18 protein-coding genes are annotated in these 18415 nt (G+C 74.0%); 13 read left to right on the forward strand and 5 right to left on the reverse strand.

Translation table 11 applies throughout. From position 1 onward, the window contains the following. The first annotated feature begins 151 nt into the window (after positions 1-151). Both FED44_RS13760 and FED44_RS13765 read left to right on the forward strand, forming a co-directional pair. Positions 152-739, forward strand: a complete 588-nt coding sequence (locus FED44_RS13760; RefSeq protein WP_111702079.1) for a flavin reductase family protein — start codon at positions 152-154, stop codon at positions 737-739. Between the two features lie 92 nt (positions 740-831). Beyond that, a complete protein-coding gene (locus FED44_RS13765; protein WP_138460859.1) occupies positions 832-2535 on the forward strand; it encodes an alpha/beta hydrolase in 1704 nt (567 codons plus the stop codon). Here the strand turns inward: FED44_RS13765 and FED44_RS13770 are convergent. Then, positions 2521-3111, reverse strand: coding sequence for a TetR/AcrR family transcriptional regulator (locus tag FED44_RS13770; protein ID WP_111702075.1), 591 nt, complete (start codon positions 3109-3111; stop codon positions 2521-2523). The two genes, FED44_RS13765 and FED44_RS13770, sit on opposite strands and share 15 nt — an antisense overlap. Before the next feature lie 75 nt (positions 3112-3186). On the opposite strand from FED44_RS13770, the gene FED44_RS13775 reads away from it, so the two are divergent. After that, positions 3187-4035 carry an NAD(P)H-binding protein gene (locus tag FED44_RS13775; RefSeq protein WP_138460860.1) on the forward strand — a complete coding sequence of 283 codons (849 nt, stop codon included), beginning with the start codon at positions 3187-3189 and terminating at the stop codon, positions 4033-4035. Between the two features lie 15 nt (positions 4036-4050). Here the strand turns inward: FED44_RS13775 and FED44_RS13780 are convergent, their stop codons facing one another. Further along, positions 4051-5340, reverse strand: a complete 1290-nt coding sequence (locus tag FED44_RS13780; RefSeq protein WP_111702071.1) for a C39 family peptidase — start codon at positions 5338-5340, stop codon at positions 4051-4053. Between the two features lie 258 nt (positions 5341-5598). Between FED44_RS13780 and FED44_RS13785 the strand changes: the two genes are divergently transcribed. Continuing rightward, positions 5599-6459 (forward strand): D-alanyl-D-alanine carboxypeptidase family protein, encoded by an 861-nt coding sequence (locus tag FED44_RS13785; RefSeq protein WP_244301905.1) that lies wholly within the window; start codon positions 5599-5601, stop codon positions 6457-6459. A gap of 178 nt (positions 6460-6637) precedes the next feature. Further along, the gene (locus FED44_RS13790; protein ID WP_138460862.1) at positions 6638-8197 is read left to right on the forward strand and encodes a M28 family metallopeptidase; all 1560 of its coding nucleotides are present in this window, start codon (positions 6638-6640) and stop codon (positions 8195-8197) included. Between the two features lie 80 nt (positions 8198-8277). On the opposite strand, the gene FED44_RS13795 is transcribed toward FED44_RS13790, so the two are convergent. The 3 genes from FED44_RS13795 to FED44_RS13800 form a co-directional block, all read right to left on the reverse strand. Next, positions 8278-8970, reverse strand: a complete 693-nt coding sequence (locus FED44_RS13795) for a lytic polysaccharide monooxygenase auxiliary activity family 9 protein (protein WP_111702065.1) — start codon at positions 8968-8970, stop codon at positions 8278-8280. Positions 8971-9206: 236 nt separating this feature from the next. Beyond that, on the reverse strand, positions 9207-9329 hold the full coding sequence (locus tag FED44_RS38075; protein WP_279633863.1) for a hypothetical protein: 123 nt from the start codon (positions 9327-9329) through the stop codon (positions 9207-9209). Between the two features lie 11 nt (positions 9330-9340). After that, positions 9341-10222, reverse strand: coding sequence for a DMT family transporter (locus FED44_RS13800; protein ID WP_187406030.1), 882 nt, complete (start codon positions 10220-10222; stop codon positions 9341-9343). Positions 10223-10439: 217 nt separating this feature from the next. On the opposite strand from FED44_RS13800, the gene FED44_RS13805 reads away from it, so the two are divergent. Genes FED44_RS13805 through FED44_RS13840 form a run of 8 tightly spaced genes read left to right on the forward strand, consistent with a single transcriptional unit; the run spans position 10440 to position 18409 of the window. Beyond that, positions 10440-11762, forward strand: coding sequence for an MSMEG_0569 family flavin-dependent oxidoreductase (locus FED44_RS13805; protein WP_138460863.1), 1323 nt, complete (start codon positions 10440-10442; stop codon positions 11760-11762). Between the two features lie 4 nt (positions 11763-11766). Continuing rightward, entirely contained in the window at positions 11767-12582 is an 816-nt protein-coding gene (locus FED44_RS13810; RefSeq protein ID WP_138460864.1) for an amidohydrolase family protein, read from the forward strand. Between the two features lie 25 nt (positions 12583-12607). Next, positions 12608-13123: an MSMEG_0572/Sll0783 family nitrogen starvation response protein gene (locus FED44_RS13815; protein ID WP_111702059.1), complete on the forward strand. Its 516-nt coding sequence runs from the start codon at positions 12608-12610 to the stop codon at positions 13121-13123. Positions 13124-13127: 4 nt separating this feature from the next. Then, complete coding sequence (locus FED44_RS13820; protein WP_208758960.1) at positions 13128-14189, forward strand: MSMEG_0568 family radical SAM protein; 1062 nt, start codon at positions 13128-13130, stop codon at positions 14187-14189. Then, positions 14159-15655, forward strand: coding sequence for an MSMEG_0567/sll0787 family protein (locus FED44_RS13825; protein WP_222867889.1), 1497 nt, complete (start codon positions 14159-14161; stop codon positions 15653-15655). The genes FED44_RS13820 and FED44_RS13825 overlap by 31 nt, the downstream gene beginning before the upstream one ends. Next, complete coding sequence (locus tag FED44_RS13830; protein ID WP_138460865.1) at positions 15652-16497, forward strand: carbon-nitrogen hydrolase family protein; 846 nt, start codon at positions 15652-15654, stop codon at positions 16495-16497. The genes FED44_RS13825 and FED44_RS13830 overlap by 4 nt, the downstream gene beginning before the upstream one ends. Beyond that, the gene (locus FED44_RS13835) at positions 16494-17330 is read left to right on the forward strand and encodes a carbon-nitrogen hydrolase family protein (protein ID WP_117408592.1); all 837 of its coding nucleotides are present in this window, start codon (positions 16494-16496) and stop codon (positions 17328-17330) included. Before FED44_RS13830 ends, FED44_RS13835 begins: the two co-directional genes overlap by 4 nt. Continuing rightward, positions 17327-18409, forward strand: a complete 1083-nt coding sequence (locus tag FED44_RS13840; protein WP_138460866.1) for an MSMEG_0565 family glycosyltransferase — start codon at positions 17327-17329, stop codon at positions 18407-18409. Before FED44_RS13835 ends, FED44_RS13840 begins: the two co-directional genes overlap by 4 nt. The last annotated feature ends 6 nt before the right edge of the window (positions 18410-18415 follow it).

The raw sequence follows: 18415 nt of genomic DNA on the forward strand, positions 1-18415 counted from the left end.
ACTCGTCATGCAGGCCGCCCCGTTGGACGGGATCCCGTGCGGCGCGGCGCCGAGGGGGTTTGTAAGTTCGTGATCTGAGCGCTGAGTCACCGGACCAGAGCCGCACCGAAGGCACACCGGAGCCACCGGACCGCACGCGAGAGGTGAACCCATGACCGCAGCTTCCGCCGGCCCCGGCCTCGGCGACCCCGGCTCCGGCGACGCGCCGCCGCCGTCGCCCGCGGAGTTCCGGCGCGCGCTCGGGATGTTCGCGACCGGCGTGACCGTGGTCACGGGGCTCGACGACGGCGATCCGGTGGGGTTCGCCTGCCAGTCGTTCGCGTCGGTGTCCCTCGAACCACCGCTCGTGCTCTTCTGCGCCGACCACAAGGGCCGCGCCTGGCCGCGGATCAGGAAGTCCGGCCGCTTCTGCGTCAACGTCCTCGGCGAGGAGCAGGTCGACGTGTGCGCCAGGTTCGGATCGAGCAACGGCGACAAGTTCGCCGGGCTCGCCTGGGACCTGTCCCGCTGGGGCACGCCCGTCCTGCGGGACGTGCTGCTGCGCGTCCACGGCGAGGTCCGGGAGGTGCACGTGGCCGGAGACCACGACGTGGTGATCGGCCTCGTCCGCGAACTCGAACCCGTCCATCCGGAGCAGCGGCCGATGCTGTTCTTCCGCGGCAGGTTCGGCGTGTACCACGACGACCCCGCCACGGCGCTCGGGCCCAACCTGTGGGGCTGGGGCGACCACTGGGGGTGAGGCCGCGCGGGGGGCGGGGCCGTGACCTGCCGGTGACTTGATAGCCTGCCTGCTCCGCGAAATCGGCGGACAGGCGGCGAATCGGGGGCCTGATGCGGGAGGGGCGGGTACGGCTCGGCGGAGCACTGGACACGGCCGGGATCCTGTTCGCCGCGATCTTCTTCTGCCTGTCCCTCACGCCGTCGCTGCTGCCCCGCTCGTGGCCGCTGCAGGGGATCATCGCGGGGGTGCTGACCGCGACCGGATACCTGGCCGGCGTGACCGCCGGCGCCCTGGCCCGCCGGAGCGCCGCCCCGGTCGTCCGGCGGTATGCCGAGGCCCGGTGCGCGGGATGGCGCGAGGGGTGGCGCCGTACGGGACGGCGGCGGGTCCGCCGCCTGGTCGCGACGTTCGGCTGCGGGCTGGGCGCCGCGTCGCTGGTCCTCGGCGTACGCGCCCAGAGGGCCATCTACCCGTTGATGGGGCTGCGCCCGCCGGAACGGCTCGGCTATCTCGGCGTGCCGTTCGTCGCGGCGGCGGTGTTCCTGCTCCTGCTGGCCGCCGCCAGGGCGCTGCGCGTCGCCGCCCGGGCGCTCGGAGGCGTGCTCGGCAGGTGGATCCCCGCCACGGCGGCGCGGCTGGCCGCGACGCTCGGCGTCGGCGTGCTGGCCGTCCTGCTGACCGACGGGATCCTCACCGAGGCCCTGCTCAGAGGGGCCGACAACAGCTTCGCGGCGATCAACAGCGAGACCGCGCCCGGCACCTCGCGGCCCCGGTCCGCCGCCGTCTCTGGCGGCCCCTCCTCCCTGGTCTCCTTCGCGTCGCTCGGTTTGGAGGGCCGGGCGTTCGTCGCAGGCGCTCCCACCGTCGGGGAACTCAGCGGTTTCACCGGGCGGCCCGCGCTCCCGCCGGTCCGGGTCTACGCGGGACTCGACTCCGCCGCGACCGCCCGCGAGCGGGCCGCCCTCGCCGTACGGGAGCTCGACCGGACCGGCGCGTTCCGCCGGGCGGTGCTGTGCGTGATCACGACGACCGGCACGGGCTGGGTGGACCCCCAAGCCGCCGCCGCCCTGGAGTTCATGTACGGCGGGGACACCGCGCTGGTCTCGATGCAGTACTCCTACCTGCCGAGCTGGCTGTCGTTCCTGGTGGACCGCGAGCGCGTCACGGCGGCCGGGCGCGAGCTGTTCGGCCAGGTGTACGCCCGGTGGTCGCGGCTGCCCGCCGGTCACCGGCCCCGGCTGCTGGTGTTCGGGGAGAGCCTCGGGGCGTTCGGCGCGGAGTCGGCGTTCCGCGACGACCGCGACCTGCGCGAGCGCACCGACGGCGCGCTTTTCGTCGGGCCGCCCGACAGCAGCCCGCTGTGGCGGCGGTTCGTGGACGGCCGCGACCCGGGCAGCCGGGAGGTGCTGCCCGTCTACCGGGACGGCGAGACCGTGCGCTTCGCCAACGGGCCCGAGGACCTGCCCGCGCCCGCCTCCTGGGACGGGTCGCGGGTGGTCTATCTCCAGCATCCCTCCGATCCGATCGTGTGGTGGACCCCGCGGCTGGTCCTCGGCCGCCCGGACTGGCTGGAGGAACGGCGCGGCGACGACGTGCTGCCCTGGATCCGCTGGTATCCGTTCGTCACGTTCTGGCAGGTCACCGCGGATCTGGTGTTCTCCCTCGACGCGCCGCCCGGCCACGGGCACGACTACGACGGCGAGGTGGCCGCCGCCTGGGCGCGGATCGCGCCGCCGGCCGGCTGGGACGACGCGCGGACCACGGCCCTGACCACGCTCCTGTCCCGGAGCGAGGCCGGCTCAGCCGGGCAGTGAGCCGAGCCAGCCGAGCAGCCGGTCGCCCTCACGTTTCATGATCTCGGGATCGCGCAGCGCGTTGGCCAGCAGCGACATGCCCTGATAGGCGCTCACCAGGGTCAGCGCGAGGCCGTCGGGCTCGGGCAGGCCCAGCTCGCGGAACTGGCGCTCGGCCCAGTCGAGCAGCAGCCGGATCACCCTCCCCGCCTCCGCGTCCAGCCCGCCCTCACCGCGCTTGTCCAGCTCGGCGGCGAGCGTGCCGGTCGGGCAGCCCCATCGCGCCGCGACGTCGCGCTGCCCGATCCAGGTCTCCACCAGCCCCTTGAGCCGCTCACGCGGATCGGGCAGCCGCTCCAGCCGTCCGGTGAGCTCCGCGAGATGCCGGGCGTGTTCGTCCAGCGCGGCGGCGACCAGCTCGTCCTTGGTCTTGAAGTAGTAGTACACGTTGCCCACCGGGACGCCGGCGGCGCGGGCGATGTCGGCGATGGTGGTGCGCTCGGCGCCCTGCCGGTGCACCACCTCGGCGGCGGCGGCCGTGAGCCGGCGCCGCTTGGCGCTCGCGGCCCCCGCGCGGGAAACGGTCGAGTCAGTCACCTGACTGACTATAGGCGCGTCCCGTGCTACGGTTCTCTCTGAGTCAGCCGACTAACTAACTTTAGGGAGATCATCATGATCGTCGTAACGGGAGCCACCGGGAACGTCGGCCGGGTCCTGGTCCGGCTCCTGGCGGAGGCGGGCGAGGACGTCACCGCCGTCGCCCGCCGCGTCTCGTCCGCCGATGTGCCCGAGGGCGTCCGTACGGTCAGCGCGGACCTGGCCGATCCCGCCGGGCTGCGCCCCGCGCTGGAGGGGGCGGACGCGCTGTTCCTGGTGACGCCCGGCGACTACCTGGCCCTGGGCGGGAACGTGCGGCCGATCCTCCGCACCGCCGCGGAAGCCGGGGTGCGCCGGGTCGTCCTGCTGTCCTCCCAGTCCGCCGGGACGCGCCCGCTCTCCCCTGGTCACGGCATGCGGGCGCTGGAGGACGAGAGCGAGGTCAGGAACTCGGGGCTGGAGTGGACGATCCTGCGGCCGGGCGGCTTCGCCTCCAACGCCTTCGCCTGGGCCGAGTCCGTCCGCCTGCGCCGCACGGTGACCGCTCCGTTCGGAGACGTCGCGCTGCCCGTCATCGATCCCGGCGACATCGCCGAGGTCGCGGCGGCGGCCCTGCGGGAGCCCGGCCACGACGGCCGGGTCTACGAGCTGACCGGGCCGGAGCGGGTCTCTCCGCGTCAGATCGCCGCCGCGCTCGGCGACGCGCTCGGCGAGCCCGTACGGTTCGCCGAGCAGAGCCGCGACGAGGCACGCGCGATGATGGCGGCGTTCATGCCGGAGGAGGTGGCCGACGGCACCCTGGCCATCCTCGGCGATCCGACCCCCGGCGAACGGCGGATCAGCCCGGAGGTCGAGCGGGTGCTCGGCCGCGCGCCACGCCCGTTCTCGGACTGGGCGCGGCGCAACGCGGCCGCCTTCCGCTGACGCCGTCGCATCGGGTCACCAGTTGGCCGGCAGGCCCGGCGTCGTGGCGGGCAGCCGGTGGCCCGGCGGGTGGATGACGTAGACGATCCCGCCGCTGCCGGTGCTGCGCAGCCAGACGTTCTCGAACGCGGCCCGCGGATACACGTGGCGTACGGCGTCGTCGTCCCGCGAGGCGGGGTCGTTGGCGATGACGTCGCCCGTGGCGGTGAAGCCGATGATCACCATGAGGTGGCCGTTGGTGCTGTATCCCGCGCCGGGCAGCTCCTCCGCCTTGAACGACTGGGAGGTGACGACGGGGACGCCCGCTCTGATCAGCCGCTCCAGCTCGGTCAGCGAGCGCAGCCGGGTGACGAACCCCTCCATTCCGTACCGCCCGGCGTAGGCGGTGTTGAACGGCCAGTTGCCCGCGCCCTCGTAGGCGTAGTCGTAGGTGTAGCGGGCGGCGTAGTCGACCTCGGGGTCGGGATCGGAGGGGTCGACCCAGGAGGTGTCCCGCGCGCTGGGCCATCTCCCCCAGTAGCCGAGCACCATGGTGGTCGAGGTCGGGCTGCACCAGGCCTCTCCCCCGCCGTCCCACTGCGGGTAGTGGCCCTCGTGGACGTTCTGCGAGCGGCGCGGCACGGGCAGTTCGACGCCCCAGGCGATGCCGCCCGGGCTGACCGGGACCGTCTCCCGGTCCGGCACGGCGGAGGCCATCGCGCCGAGCGTGCGGACCACCGGCCGTGCGGCCGAGCCCGGCGTGCGGTACAACGTCACACGCAGCTGGTACGCGGTGATCGCCCGGCCCGCCGCGGCCACGAACGTGTCGACCGAGACCGTGCCGTCGGCGTCGCGCTGCCCCGGCAGCGACGTGCGGCGGATGTCCTCGTCTCCGTACGCCCAGCGGCCGAGGACGTACCACTTCGTCTGCCCGGCGGCGTGGCGGCCGCGCATCTCGACCTGCAGCCAGCTGCCGGCCGGGACGTCGGCGGTCCACGAGGCCACCAGTTCGGTGGCGGCGAACCCGATCGGCCGCTCGGGGCCGGTCCACCGGGCGTACTCCCAGCTCTTCGTGCCGAGCGCGTCGGTGTACGAGATCGTGCCCACGGGGGCGGCGAAGGAGAGGGTCCTCCCCGCCTTCACGCCCTCCCGCGTGCCGGGGCCGAAGACCGCCCGCTGGTAGACGACGTCGACGCCGCCCGGCGGGGGTTTGGCCCCGGCCACGGCGGCGGTGGCCGGGGAGGGGACGGTGAGGACGGATGCCGTCAGGACAACCGTCAGGAAGGCGGACAGGAGGGTGGACAGGAACGCGGTCGGCACGCGCATGGCTCACCTCGGGGTCTCGTCGGCGTCCTCGACGGTAGGGAACCCGGGCGGCCCGGCGCATCGGCAGGAATACGTATCCGGCCCCGCGGCGCCCGCACGCTCGCACCTCTCGCCACACCACCACTTATGCCTTAAACCCCCAGAAGTCACATTAGTCACGCGTTTTGCCAATATTTTGCGATGAATCGTCCGAAGGCCAGGAATCGTCATGGCACGCTGAAACGCATGCCGACCCGTAAGCTTTTCCTTGGTGTCTCCATGGCGGCCTTTGCCCTGTTCACAGGGGTTGCGTCGCCCGCGCTCGCGCAGCCCGTCACGGCCGCTCCCGGCCCGGCCGCCGCTCTGGTCCGCGAGCACACCACGGCGTTTCCCGCGTACACGGCGCCGCACGCGTACGGCCGGGCCGTCTATCTTTTCGACGCGACCACGGGACAGGAACTGCTGGACAAGAACGCCGGCAAGCGGATGCCGGTCGCCAGCCTCACCAAGATCATGACCGCCTATGTCGTCCTGCGGGAGGCGAACCTCGACGACCGCGTCAAGATCAAGCGTGAGGATGTCGAGTACGCCTGGAACAACGACGGCACGACGGCCGATCTCGAGCCCGGCGACAGCCTTCCGGTCGGGGAACTGCTCTACGCGCTGCTGCTCCCCTCGGGCGCGGACGCCGCGCACGCCCTGGCCCGCGTGTACGGCCCGGGAGTGGACGGCTTCGTCGCCAAGATGAACGCCGCCGCCAAGAGCCTCGGACTGAACGACACGCTCTACGTCAACGCCGACGGGCTGCCCACCCGCGCCGGCGACGGCTACTCCACCGCCCGCGACCAGGCCCGCCTCGCGGCGATCACGTTGCGGAATCCGGTCTTCACCGAGATCACCTCGACCCGGCACCACTCGACCGGCGACGGCAGGTACGACTGGTCCAACACCAACCACATGCTCGGCCTGCCCGGCGCGATCGGCGTGAAGACCGGCTTCACCAACGCCGCCGGGTTCTGCCTGGCGTTCGCCGCCGACCGCCACGACCACCGGCTGATCGGCGTCATCCTCGGCGAGGACGACTCCAGCCGCCGCTGGGACACCGCCGGGTCCCTGCTCGACTGGGCGGCCGAAAGCTGATTTCTTAAGCCGGTTTCTTAACCAGAAAAGGTGGCGTCCGGAAAACACTCCGGAAAAGAGGGCCTTCCCACATCGGCGGAACGCGGTTAGTTTCCCGATCAGTGTCCAGCGGAGGCCGATCTCGGTCTCCAGCCCGCTGGGCCGTCTCGGATCGTCATTGGACCCGAAGGAGAGCCCAATGCGCGCCACCCTCGGCATGCGGGGCGCAGTCGCCGTCGCGGCGTCCGCCCTCGTGCTTCCCCTCCTGCCCGCCGCACCGGCGAACGCCGACCCCGACCCCGCGGGGGTCGTGCAGACGATCGTCGCGTCCGCGGTCAAGAAGCACCTGACGAAGCTGCAGCAGATAGCCGACGCCAACGGTCACACCCGGGCCGCCGGCACTCCCGGCCACGTGGCCTCCCGCGACTACGTCGCCGGGGTGCTGAAGAAGGCCGGTTACAAGGTGACCCTGCAGGCGTTCGAGTTCCCGTTCTTCAAGGAGAACGCCACCGCGTCGCTGGAGCGCACCGCGCCGACCCCGAAGACGTACGCGCCGACTCCGCCGGACGGCAGCACCGTCGGGGAGTTCGCGACGATGACCTACTCCGGTTCCGGCGACGTCACGGCCGCCGTCCGGAACGTCGACCTGATGCTGCCGCCCGGGCCGACCCCCAGCAGTTCCACCTCCGGCTGCGAGGCCGCCGACTTCGCCTCGTTCCCGGCCGGCTCGGTGGCGCTGGTCCAGCGCGGCACCTGCACCTTCCAGGTCAAGGCGGAGAACGCGCAGGCCGCCGGGGCGGCCGCGGTCATCATCATGAACGAGGGCCAGCCGGGGCGCACCGAGACCCTGCAGGGCACGCTGGGCGCGCCCACCGTGCACATCCCCGTCGTGGGCGTGAGCTTCGCGGTCGGCCAGGAGCTGGCCGGCACCGCCGGGACCGTCGTCCACGTCAGGACGAGCACCACCAGCGAGATCCGCACCACCCACAACGTCATCGCCGACTCCAGGTGGGGCGACCCGAACAAGGTGGTTCAGATCGGGGCGCACCTCGACAGCGTGGTGCCGGGGCCGGGCATCAACGACAACGGTTCGGGCAGCGCCGCGATCCTGGAGGTCGCCGCGAAGCTCGGCGCCGTCCCGACCCGGAACGCGCTGCGCTTCTCCTTCTGGAGCGCCGAGGAGCTGGGCCTGCTCGGCTCGGAGCACTACGTCGCGAGCCTGTCGCCGGCCGACCTGGCGAAGATCAAGCTGTATCTGAACTTCGACATGGTCGCCTCCCCCAACTACGCGCTCAAGATCTACGACGGTGACGACTCCGACGCCACCGGCGCGCCCGCCGGACCGGCCGGCTCCGACGAGATCGAGAAGCTCTTCGTCAAGTACTTCGACACCATCCGGCAGGGCCACGTGGGCACCGACTTCGACGGGCGGTCGGACTACGGGCCGTTCATCGACGCCGGGATTCCCGCGGGCGGGCTGTTCACGGGCGCGGAGGGCGTCAAGACCCCCGAGGAGCAGGCGCTGTTCGGCGGCACCGCCGGCCAGGCGTACGACTCCTGCTACCACAAGGCCTGCGACACCATCGCGAACATCAACGACAAGGCCCTCGCGCTGAACACCGGCGCGATCGCCACGGCGGCCGTCGTCTACGCCTTCAGCCGCGACCTGCCCGGGCCGGACACCCGGCCCACCGCCCGGACCGCCGCGGCCTCCGCAGGCGCCCACGCGGACCACGGGCACGTCCTGACCGCGAGCTGATCCCCGGCCGTACGCGGGCTCGTCCTCCGGGCCCCGCCGGACCTCGCGTCCGGCGGGGCCCGCCGCGTCTCACCCCGCCGTCAGCTGAAGACGACGTCGCTGCAGATGAAGTACGCCTGGTCCATGTGCGAGGCCTGCCAGATCGTGAAGACCACGGCCCGGCCGCTACGCCCGGACGTGCTGGCGTTGATCGAGTAGCTCTGGCTCGGCGCGTACCTGCCGGTGCGGGTCAGCAGCTGCAGGTCGTTCCAGGTCAGGGCTTGCCTGGTCGGATCGAAGCCCGGCTTGGTCACGTAGACGAGGAAGTAGTCGGCGCCGTGGCTGGCCTGGTCCTGGAGCTTGACCGTGAAGCTGTTGCGGATGGTGGTGGTCTTCCACGCGCCGACCGCGTCCATCGCGTTGTAGCGGCCGCTCTCGGCGTGGCCGCCGCTGCACAGCTGCCCGTTGGGGATACCGGCCTGGAAGTTGCCGCCGAGGCCGTTGCGGTACAGGCCGTTCCAGTTCCACATGGCATTGGGCTCGGCCTGCCACGCCTGCCAGCACATCGGGTCCTGCTGGGCCATGGCCGGGTTCTGGAAGTCGTTGCCCCAGCGCTGCCAGCAGCCGTAGACGCGGGAGGCGGGGTCGATGACGGAGCCGTGGGCGAGGGCGGCGCCCGTCCAGGTGGCCAGGCAGGCCGCCGACGCGGTCAGCAGGGCCGTGAGACGCGGGGCCCAGCGGCGGGCGCGGGGGCGTGCGTGGAGCTGTGCGTGGGGCTGTGACTGCGTGTGCACTGTTGGGTCTCCACCTTCCGGTGGGGGGTTCCGGGCGAGATGGGGAGCGCTCCCGAGTTGCTGCGATCGTAGCCGACAGGCCGGAGTCGGCAAGCCTTACTCATGTCTGTAAGATCCATCGCCGCACCGCCGCCCGGACACCGGGCCCGCGGCACGGCCCGTCCGACCTGGCCGTTAACAGCGGGACACCGCGACCTGTGCGGGGGGCGGAACCGGACCCGCCACCCATGTACCTTTCAGCGCGGCACGAGCGCGGCACGAGCGCGGCCCAAGCGCTGTCCGGCCGGGCGGCGGTTCACGGCGGGGCAGAGCCGGCCGTCGCGGATCACGACGGGGTTGATCACGACGGGGTTGATCACGACGGGGTTGATCACGACGGGTCGGGGCGGCCGCTCGGGCCCTGCTCCGACTTGTGCAGGAACGGCGAGCGGCCGAGGACGACGATGCCCGCCACCAGCGCGACCAGCCCGCCCACCTCCCCCGCCAGAGCGGGCGGGTCGACGCGCAGGCGCTCGCCGAAGAGGGCGACGCCGAGGAGGATGCCGACGATCGGCTCGGTCGCGGTGGTGGCGGGCAGCGAGATCCGCAGCGGCGCGGCGTCGAACGCGCTCTGGTTGAGCAGGATGCCGGTCACCGCGATCACCGGCAGCGCGTAGAGCTGCGGGGAGGCGAACAGCGCCCCCGGTCCCCCCACCAGCGTGAGCAGGGCCCCGCGGGTGAGCGCGTCCTGCAGGCCGTACAACGCCCCGGCCGCGGCGGCGAACAGCATCGCCTTGGTCTGCAGGGGCACCCGCAGCGCCACCACGACCATTCCGGCGGCGACGGCGACCACGACGAGCACGGCGATCCACGCCAGGGAGCCCGACGCCGGCATCCCGCCCCCGTGCGGGCGCCCGGCGACCAGGAACGCGGCGACGCCCCCGCTGACCAGCACCGCCCCCAGCCACTCCGTCCCGCCCAGGCGCTCCTGGTACAGCAGGGCCGCCGCGCCCAGGGCGAAGATGAGGTTGGTCGCCAGAAGCGGCTCGACCGACGCCACGTCGGCGCGCCGCAGCGCCAGCGCGCCGGCGATCTGGCCGCCGACCATCAGGGCGATCCCGGCCAGCCACACAGGCTTGCGCGCGAGGTCGAGCAGCAGGCGCACGTGCAGCATCTCGCCCAGTGGCTCGGTGTACGCGACGTGCTGCTGCGCGACGAAGCCCAGCCCGAGGAGGGCCGCCGCCGCGAGGCCGAGGAACACCGTGACGATCATGATCCCGCGCCCCACCCCCTCGCGCGCCGGTCGCGTCCTCCCAGGTTATGCGCCCGTCCCCGGTCCCGCCCGGGTCACGTGCGACGTGTCCATCACCTCGCCCGGTGACGCAGGGTGTCCGATCGGTAACCGCTTTTTATTCCGGATGCCGTCGATCGGTAACACGCCCGGACTGAAGTAGCCGTCACGAGAGCGATGGCACCGCCTGGAGGTCCGGATGGCAGCACACAGCACGCCGCGGCTCGCCGGGGCACACTACCCGGTGGCGGTCGTCGGCGGCGGACAGGCCGGGCTGTCGATCAGCCACTGCCTGGGCCGGCGCGGCGTCGAACACGTCGTCGTCGAGGCGAACCGGGTGGGCCACGAGTGGCGCGAGCGCCGCTGGGACTCCTTCTGCCTGGTGACCCCCAACTGGCAGTGCGACCTGCCCGGCTTCCCCTACCAGGGAGCCGACCCCGACGGCTTCATGGTCCGCGAGGAAGTCGTCCGCTACCTGGAGGACTACGCCGCGTCCTTCGGGCCGCCGCTGGCCGAGGGCGTACGGGTGACCCGGCTGCGGCGGGCCGTGAGCGGGGTCTTCGAGCTCGCGACGACCGCCGGGGACCTCACCGCCGACCAGGTGGTGGTGGCGACCGGCCCCTACCACGCGCCGTCGCTGCCCCGCCTGGCCGAGCGGCTGCCGGCCGGCGTCGAGCAGGTCCACTCCTCCCGCTACCGCCGCCCGGCCCAGTTGCCCGAGGGCGAGGTCCTGGTGGTCGGCACCGGGCAGTCGGGCTGCCAGATCGCCGAGGACCTCCACCTCGCCGGCCGCCGGGTGCATCTCGCGGTCGGCGGCGCGCCCCGGGTGGCCCGCTTCTACCGCGGCCGGGACTGCGTGGCGTGGCTGCACGACATGGGTCACTACACCAGGAGCATCGACGAGTTCGGCGACGCCGACGCGGTGCGCATGCGCGCCAACCACTACGTCACCGGCCGCGACGGCGGGCGCGACATCGACCTGCGGGCCTTCGCCCGCGACGGCATGCGCCTGTACGGCCGGCTGACCGGCGTGGACGGCACGAGGCTGGACTTCGCCGGCGACCTGAAGGACAACCTCGACCGGGCCGACGCGGTGGCCGAGGGCATCAAGGACGCCATCGACGCCCACATCGCGGCCCGCGGCGTCGCCGCTCCCACCGAGCCCCGCTACGTCCCGGTCTGGGAACCCGGCGAGCCGGTGCGCTCCCTCGACCTGGCGGGGGCCGGGGTCACCTCGGTCGTCTGGGCGACCGGGTTCACCCGCGACCACCGATGGATCGAGATCCCCGCGTTCGACGGGCGCGGCTACCCGATGCACTGGCGCGGCGTGACGAGCTGCCCGGGGCTGCACTTCCTCGGGCTGCCCTGGCAGCACACGTGGGGCTCGGGCCGGTTGGCGGCCGTGGGCCGGGACGCCGAGTTCCTGGCCGCCCACATCGAGGCGTCCCGGAGACTCGCCGACGTGTGCGGGGCGCTCACCGGGGCCCCCGCCGGACTCTCCCCCGCTCTCCCGGTCGGGTGACGCCATGGTCTTCGACGCGCACCGCCACATCGGCGTACTGCCCGCCCACCCCTTCTACGGCGGCCCTCCCGTCAACCCGGACGTCACCGCCCGCGCCACCGTCAGGCGGCTCATAGCCGACCTCGACGCGGAGGGCACCGAGCGGGCGCTCGTGCTGCCCAACTACGGCGTGCCCGACCCGGACGCCGCCTTCGCGCTGAACGAACTCGCGCTGGAGGCGGCGCAGGCCGACGACCGCGTCCGCGCCGGGCTGTGGGTCTCGCCGCTGCCGCGCGACGAGGAGCGCACCGCCCGCGCCCTCGCCCTGGCGGGCGAGGCGGGCGTGCGGGCCCTGAAGCTCAGCTTCCTGCTGGGCGGCCGTCCCACCGACCCCGCCTGCCGGCCCGGACTCGACCGGATCTTCGCGGCGGCCGCGCGGCACGGGCTGGTCGTCCATGTCCACACCTCCCCCGGCGCCGCCTCAGACATCGACGAGGTCGGCCACCTGGTCGAGTGGTACGCCGACCGCGTGCCGGTCCACCTGGTGCACTTCGGCGGCGGGATGAGCGGCCACATCAAGCTGGCCGGCTCCCGGTTCTTCGACTGGATCGCGGCCGGAAAGCGCGTCTACACCGACCTGTCCTGGGCCATCGGCTTCGCGCCGTACTGGCTTGCCCGGGAGATCGAGCGGCGCGGCCTCGGCCACGACCGGGTGCTGTTCGCCAGCGACCAGCCGTGGGGCGACTTCGCGGGCGAGCACGCCCGGATGCGCGCCGCGACCGGCGGCGGCGAACTGGGCCGCCTCGTCTTCCACGACACCTTCGCCTCTCTCTACGACTGATCCCACCTATTCGAAGGAGACGCACATGACCGTCGACATGACCGACCTCGAGAAGAAGAGCATCGAGGAGATCCCCCACCCGTCGCTGCCCGAGGGCTCCACCATCTACGGCACCACGAAGGTCTTCCCCGACTACAAGGCCGAGAACGGCGAGTCGTACTTCACGCTCGTCCACGGCATCGCGCACGAGTCGTCGGTGAGCTTCGTGGCCGTGCTCCAGGCCACCCGCGCCCTGCGCAAGGGCTTCGAGACCGCCATCTACTTCTACGGCCCCGGCTCGCTGAACTGCCTGGCCACCCGCGGCTTCCCGACCACCGGCAACTCGGCCTTCCCCGGCGAGCACAACATCAACAACCAGCTCAAGACGTTCATCGCCGAAGGCGGGAAGGTCTACTGCTGCCGCTTCGGCCTGTCCCTGCACGGCGCCCGCGAGGAGGACCTGATCGAGGGCGTCATCCCGACCCACCCGCTGGACGTGCAGGACGCGCTGATCCACTACGCCCGCAAGGGCGCCGTCATCAACTCCACCTACCAGCTCTAGCGCCGTGACCGACGTACGGATCATGACCCGCGCCGAGCTGGCCCTGCGCGGCGTGGCGCTGGACACCCCCGTGCGGCGGCCGGAGGGCGCCGGGCCCAGCGGCGACGGCCACGTCCTCTTGGACGGCGCCGGCGCCGCGCTCCCGGTCAACCCCGACAGCCCGTTCACGGTGCGGGACGGCACGGTCTGGCTCGGCGAGCAGGACACCGGAGTCACGCTGGTCCCCGTCCGCAGGCCCCGGTTCTACGACCTGGTCACCGCCGATGGCGTGCCCTACGAGCGGATCGCCCGGCTGCACGGCGCGGACGTGCTGGCCACGACCGTCGTGCAGACCTGCGTCCGGTACGGCGAGGCCGACCGCTGCCGGTTCTGCACCATCGAGGAGTCGCTGCGGTCGGGCGCCACGACCGCCGCCAAGACGCCCGCCCAGCTCGCCGAGGTGGCGGAGGCGGCGGTGCGGCTCGACGGCGTCCGGCAGATGGTGATGACCACCGGCACCACCGCCGGGCCCGACCGTGGGGCGCGGAACCTGGCGCGGTGCGTGCGCGCCGTGCTGGAGGCCGTCCCGGGGCTGCCGATCCAGGTGCAGTGCGAGCCGCCGGGCGACCTCGCCTGGATCGGCGCGCTGCGCGAGGCCGGGGCCACCGCGATCGGCATCCACGTGGAGTCCCTGGACGAGGAGGTGCGGCGGCGCTGGATGCCGGGCAAGTCGTCGGTGCCGCTGCGCGAGTACGAGGCCGCCTGGGACGAGGCGGTCCGGGTCTTCGGGCGCAACCGCGTCTCGACGTACCTGCTGGTCGGGCTGGGCGAGGACCCCGGCGAGCTGATCGCGGGCGCGGGCCGGCTGATCGACCGGGGGGTCTACCCCTTCGTGGTCCCGTTCCGCCCGATGCGGGGCACGCTCGCCGCCCGCGACGGGGTCGGCGCGCCCGGTGCCGGGTTGCTGCGGCACGTCACCGAGAGCGTGGCGGCGCTGCTGCGCGCGGCCGGCATGCGCGGCGCGGACCAGGGCGCGGGCTGCGCCGCCTGCGGAGCGTGCGGCGTGCTCAGCGCGGCGGGCGGGTGAGGGCCGTGTACCTCGACGGCGGCACGCGCGCTCCGGCGCGGGAGACCCCGCCCGACATCCTCGCGCTGCTCGGCGACCACAGCACGCTGGCCCGCCGGACCGGCCTCCGGATCGAGCAGGCCGGGGACGCCGCGACGCTGGCGGCCTACCACCGCCTCCGCCGGGAGGCGTTCGTCCGGGAGCAGGGCCTGTTCGAGGGCCACGACCTCGACGACCGGGACGACGACCCGCGCACGGTCGTGCTGGTGGCCAGGGACCCGGCCGGCTCGGTCGCCGGCGGGGTACGGCTCGGCCCGGCCGGCGACGGCCCCGACATCGGCTGGTGGACGGGCGGACGGCTCGTCGTGGCCCCCGCCGCCCGCGGCACGCGGCATGTGGGCGGGGGTGTGGGCGCGGCGCTGGTGCGGGCGGCCTGCGCCCGCGCCGAGGCGGAGGGCGCGCTGCGGTTCGAGGCGACCGTACGGGCCGGGGCGGAGGCGTTCTTCCGGCGGCTCGGATGGGCGCGGGTGCGGCCGGCGGTGGTCGCGGGCGCGCCGCACGTGCTGATGCGCCACCCGATCGGCCGGATCGCGGCGCAGGCGGCCGCGGCCAAGTCGGCGCTCGGCCCGCTGCTGGCCGCCCTGCCGAGCGGTCCGGCGCGGCTGGGCGGGCCGGGCTTCGTCGGCGACGACGGCGCGCCGGTGCCCGGCAGCGATCTCGTCGCCGCCTGCGACGCGATCGTGCCGTCCATGGTCGAGCGGGACCCGGAGTGGGCCGGCTGGTGCTCGGTCCTGGTGAACCTCAACGACCTCGCCGCGATGGGCGCCGCCCCGGCCGGGCTGCTCGACGCGCTCGCCGCGCCCGACGCCGCGCACGCCGCCCGGGTGATCGGCGGCCTCTCACGGGCCGCCCGCGCGTACGGCGTGCCGGTGCTCGGCGGGCACACGCAGCTCGGGGTTCCCGCGGCGCTGTCGGTCACCGCGCTGGGACGGACCGCCCGGCCGGTGCCGGGAGGCGGCGGGCGCCCGGGCTACGCCGTACGGCTCACCGCCGACCTCGGCGGCGGCTGGCGGCCCGGGTACCGGGGCCGCCAGTGGGACTCCACCACCGGCCGCCGTACGGATGAGCTGCGCGAGATGCTCGGCGCGGTCGCGGCGGCCGGGCCCGCCGCCGCCAAGGACGTGTCGATGGCCGGGATCGCCGGCACGCTCGGCATGCTGGCCGAGGCGGGCGGCTGCGGGGCCGTGCTGGACGTGGCCGCGGTGCCGCGCCCGGCCGCCGCCTCCATGGGCGACTGGCTCACCTGTTTTCCCGGCTTCGGCATGCTGACGGCGGACCGGCCGGACGCGCCGGCGCCGCCCGCGGGCCCGGCCGTCTCGCGGGTCTGCGGGGAGTTGACCACCGGCCGGGGCGTGTCGCTGCGCTGGCCCGACGGACAGGTCACGGAGGCCGTGGGCGGCCCGGTGACCGGATTGGGGACCGCGTGAGCGCCCTTCGCATGGCGGCGGTGTCCGCCGGGTTCGGCCGCGACCTCGAAGACGACTTCGCGGTCGCCGAACGCCTGATCAAGGAGGCCCGCACCGGCGACGTACGGCTGCTCGCGCTGCCCGAGGCGTGCCTGGGCGGTTACCTTCTCAGCCTCGACGGCGACGCCGCGGACGCGGGGCCTCCCCCGCTCGCGGTGGACGGCCCCGAGATCCGGCGGCTGGCCGCGCTCGCCGGCGACATGGTCGTGGTCGCGGGCTACTGCGAGGACGGCGGCGACGCCCGCTACAACAGCGTGGTGTGCGTGAACGGCGACGGGGTCCTCGGCAATCACCGCAAGGTCCACCAGCCGCTCGGCGAGAACGCCAGCTACTCCTCCGGCGACGGGTTCCGCGCCTTCGACACGCCGGTCGGCAGGATCGGCATGATGATCTGCTACGACAAGGCGTTCCCGGAGGCCGCCCGCGCGCTGGCCCTGGACGGCGCGCAGATCGGGGTGTGCGTGTCGGCCTGGCCCGGGTCCCGTACGGACGCGGCGCCGGACCTGGAGCGGGACCGCTGGAAGCGGCGGTTCGACCTGTTCGACCGGGCGCGGGCCCTGGAGAACCAGATCGTGTGGCTGTCGGCGAACCAGGCCGGCACGTTCGGGTCGCTGCGCTTCGTCGGCAGCGCGAAGGTCGTGGAGCCCGGCGGCGAGATCCTCGCCGGGACCGGCGTCGGGGCGGGCATGGCGGTCGCGGAGATCGACGTGCCGGCGGCGCTGGAGACCGCCCGCCGGTCGATGGGCCACCTGCGCGACCGCCGCCCGGAGACGTACGGGCCGCCGGGCGAAGGCCGATCGTGAGCGTGCTGCGGATCGCCGCCGCGGCCGCCCACTTCGGCCGCGACCTGGAGTTCGACCTCGCCCGCGTGGCCAAGCTGATCGCCGACGCGCGCGGCGCGGGCGCGGGGCTGCTGGTGCTGCCCGACGCCGCGCTCGGCGGCTACCTCGCCGACCTGCGCCGCCCCGACCCCGACGCGCTGCCGCCCGCGCTGAAGCCGGACGACGCGGTGATCGCCCGCGTGGCGGCGCTGGCCGCCGAGATGGTCGTGTGCGTCGGGTTCTGCGAGGACGGCGGCGACGCCCGCTACAACGCCGCCGTCTGCGTCAGCGGCGACGGCGTGCTCGGCCTGCACCGCAAGGTGCACCTGCCCGCGGGCGAGACGGCGGCCTACGCGCCCGGCGACCGGTTCGAGCCGTTCGACACCCCCGCCGGGCGGATCGGCATGCTGATCGACTACGACAAGACCTTCCCGGAGTCGGCCCGCAGCCTCGCCCTCGGCGGCGCGCAGATCCTCGCCTGCCTGTCGGCCTGGCCGACCAGCGTCACCAACCGCGCGCCGCGGATGGCACAGGACCGGCAGTCACGCCTCTTCGACCTGTACGACCAGGCGCGGGCCGCCGAGAACCAGGTCGTGCTCGCCTCCTCCAACCAGACCGGGGTGATGGGCGGCATGCGGTTCCTCGGGCAGGCCAAGGTCGTCGGCCCGGGCGGCGACGTGCTCGCCCGCACCTGGTCCAAGGCCGGGCTCGCCGTCGCCGAGATCGACGTCGCGGCCGAGATCGACCGCGCCCGGCGCATCCTCCACCACATCCGGGAGCGCAGGCCGGACGTCTACCGGGAGACCGCCACGTGAACATCGCGCTGCTCAGCTACTCGACCAAGCCACGCGGCGGGGTCGTCCACACCCTCGCCCTGGCCGAGGCGCTGGCGGCGGCCGGGCAGCGGGTGACGGTGTGGACGCTCGGCCGGGGCGGCGACGCGGGGTTCTTCCGCCCGGTCGAGCCCGCCGTACGGCTGCGGGTGGTGCCGTTCCCCGACATCCCCGGCGAGGCCGTCGGCGCGCGGGTGCTGCGGTCGATCGCCGTGCTGCGCGCGGCCTTCGCCCCGGCCGCCGCCGCCTACGACGTCGTGCACGCCCAGGACTGCATCAGCGCCAACGCGGCGGGCGACTGCGTGCGCACGGTCCACCACATCGACCACTTCACCACCCCCGAGCTGGCCGCCTGCCACGAGCGCGCGATCGTCACCCCGTACGCGCATGTCTGCGTGTCGGCGGCGGTGGCGGCCGAGCTGGGGGCCGGCTGGGGCATCAGGGCCACGGTGATCCCCAACGGGGTCGCCGCCGAGCGGTTCGCGTCGGCCGACCCGGCCGCCGTCCGCGAGTGGCGCCGCCGCCTGGGGACCTACGTCCTGACGGTCGGCGGCATCGAGCCGCGCAAGGGCTCGCTCGACCTGCTGGAGGCGTACGCGCTGCTGCGCGGGACGCACCCGGACGTCCGGCTGGTCATCGCCGGCGGCGAGACGCTCTTCGACTACCGCGACTACCGGGCGCGGTGGGAGGCCCGCGCGGCGGAGCTGGGCGCCGGCCCGGTGGTCCTCGGCCCGGTGCCCGACGCCCATCTGCCGTCGCTGGTGGCGGGCGCGGACGCCTTCGCCTTCCCCTCCCTGAAGGAGGGCTTCGGCCTCGCCGCGATGGAGGCGCTCGCGGCGGGCGTCCCCCTGGTGGTCCGCGACCTGCCGGTGCTGCGGGAGGTCTTCGGCCCGGCCGCGCGCTTCGCCGCCGGGCCGCCCGCCCTCGCCTCCGGGCTTCGCGACGCCCTCGCCGGCGACGACCCCGGCAGGCGTACGGCGGGCCGGGAGCTCGCCGCCCGCCACACCTGGTCCGCCGCCGCCGAACGCCACATCGCCTTCTACACGGCACTGGCCGCGTAGGCTCTG

The organism is Microbispora triticiradicis, from assembly GCF_005864065.1.
In the GTDB taxonomy this organism is placed as follows: Bacteria; Actinomycetota; Actinomycetes; order Streptosporangiales; family Streptosporangiaceae; genus Microbispora; species Microbispora triticiradicis.

Bases quoted from the DNA above. Each gene is read 5' to 3' on its own strand.
- FED44_RS13780 (WP_111702071.1), bottom strand. From the start codon at position 5,340: ATGCGCGTGCCGACCGCGTTCCTGTCCACCCTCCTGTCCGCCTTCCTG.
- FED44_RS13775 (WP_138460860.1), top strand. From the start codon at position 3,187: ATGATCGTCGTAACGGGAGCCACCGGGAACGTCGGCCGGGTCCTGGTC.
- FED44_RS13805 (WP_138460863.1), top strand. From the start codon at position 10,440: ATGGCAGCACACAGCACGCCGCGGCTCGCCGGGGCACACTACCCGGTG.
- FED44_RS13790 (WP_138460862.1), top strand. From the start codon at position 6,638: ATGCGCGCCACCCTCGGCATGCGGGGCGCAGTCGCCGTCGCGGCGTCC.
- FED44_RS13810 (WP_138460864.1), top strand. From the start codon at position 11,767: ATGGTCTTCGACGCGCACCGCCACATCGGCGTACTGCCCGCCCACCCC.
- FED44_RS13815 (WP_111702059.1), top strand. From the start codon at position 12,608: ATGACCGTCGACATGACCGACCTCGAGAAGAAGAGCATCGAGGAGATC.
- FED44_RS13800 (WP_187406030.1), bottom strand. From the start codon at position 10,222: ATGATCGTCACGGTGTTCCTCGGCCTCGCGGCGGCGGCCCTCCTCGGG.
- FED44_RS13760 (WP_111702079.1), top strand. From the start codon at position 152: ATGACCGCAGCTTCCGCCGGCCCCGGCCTCGGCGACCCCGGCTCCGGC.
- FED44_RS13765 (WP_138460859.1), top strand. From the start codon at position 832: ATGCGGGAGGGGCGGGTACGGCTCGGCGGAGCACTGGACACGGCCGGG.
- FED44_RS13785 (WP_244301905.1), top strand. From the start codon at position 5,599: ATGGCGGCCTTTGCCCTGTTCACAGGGGTTGCGTCGCCCGCGCTCGCG.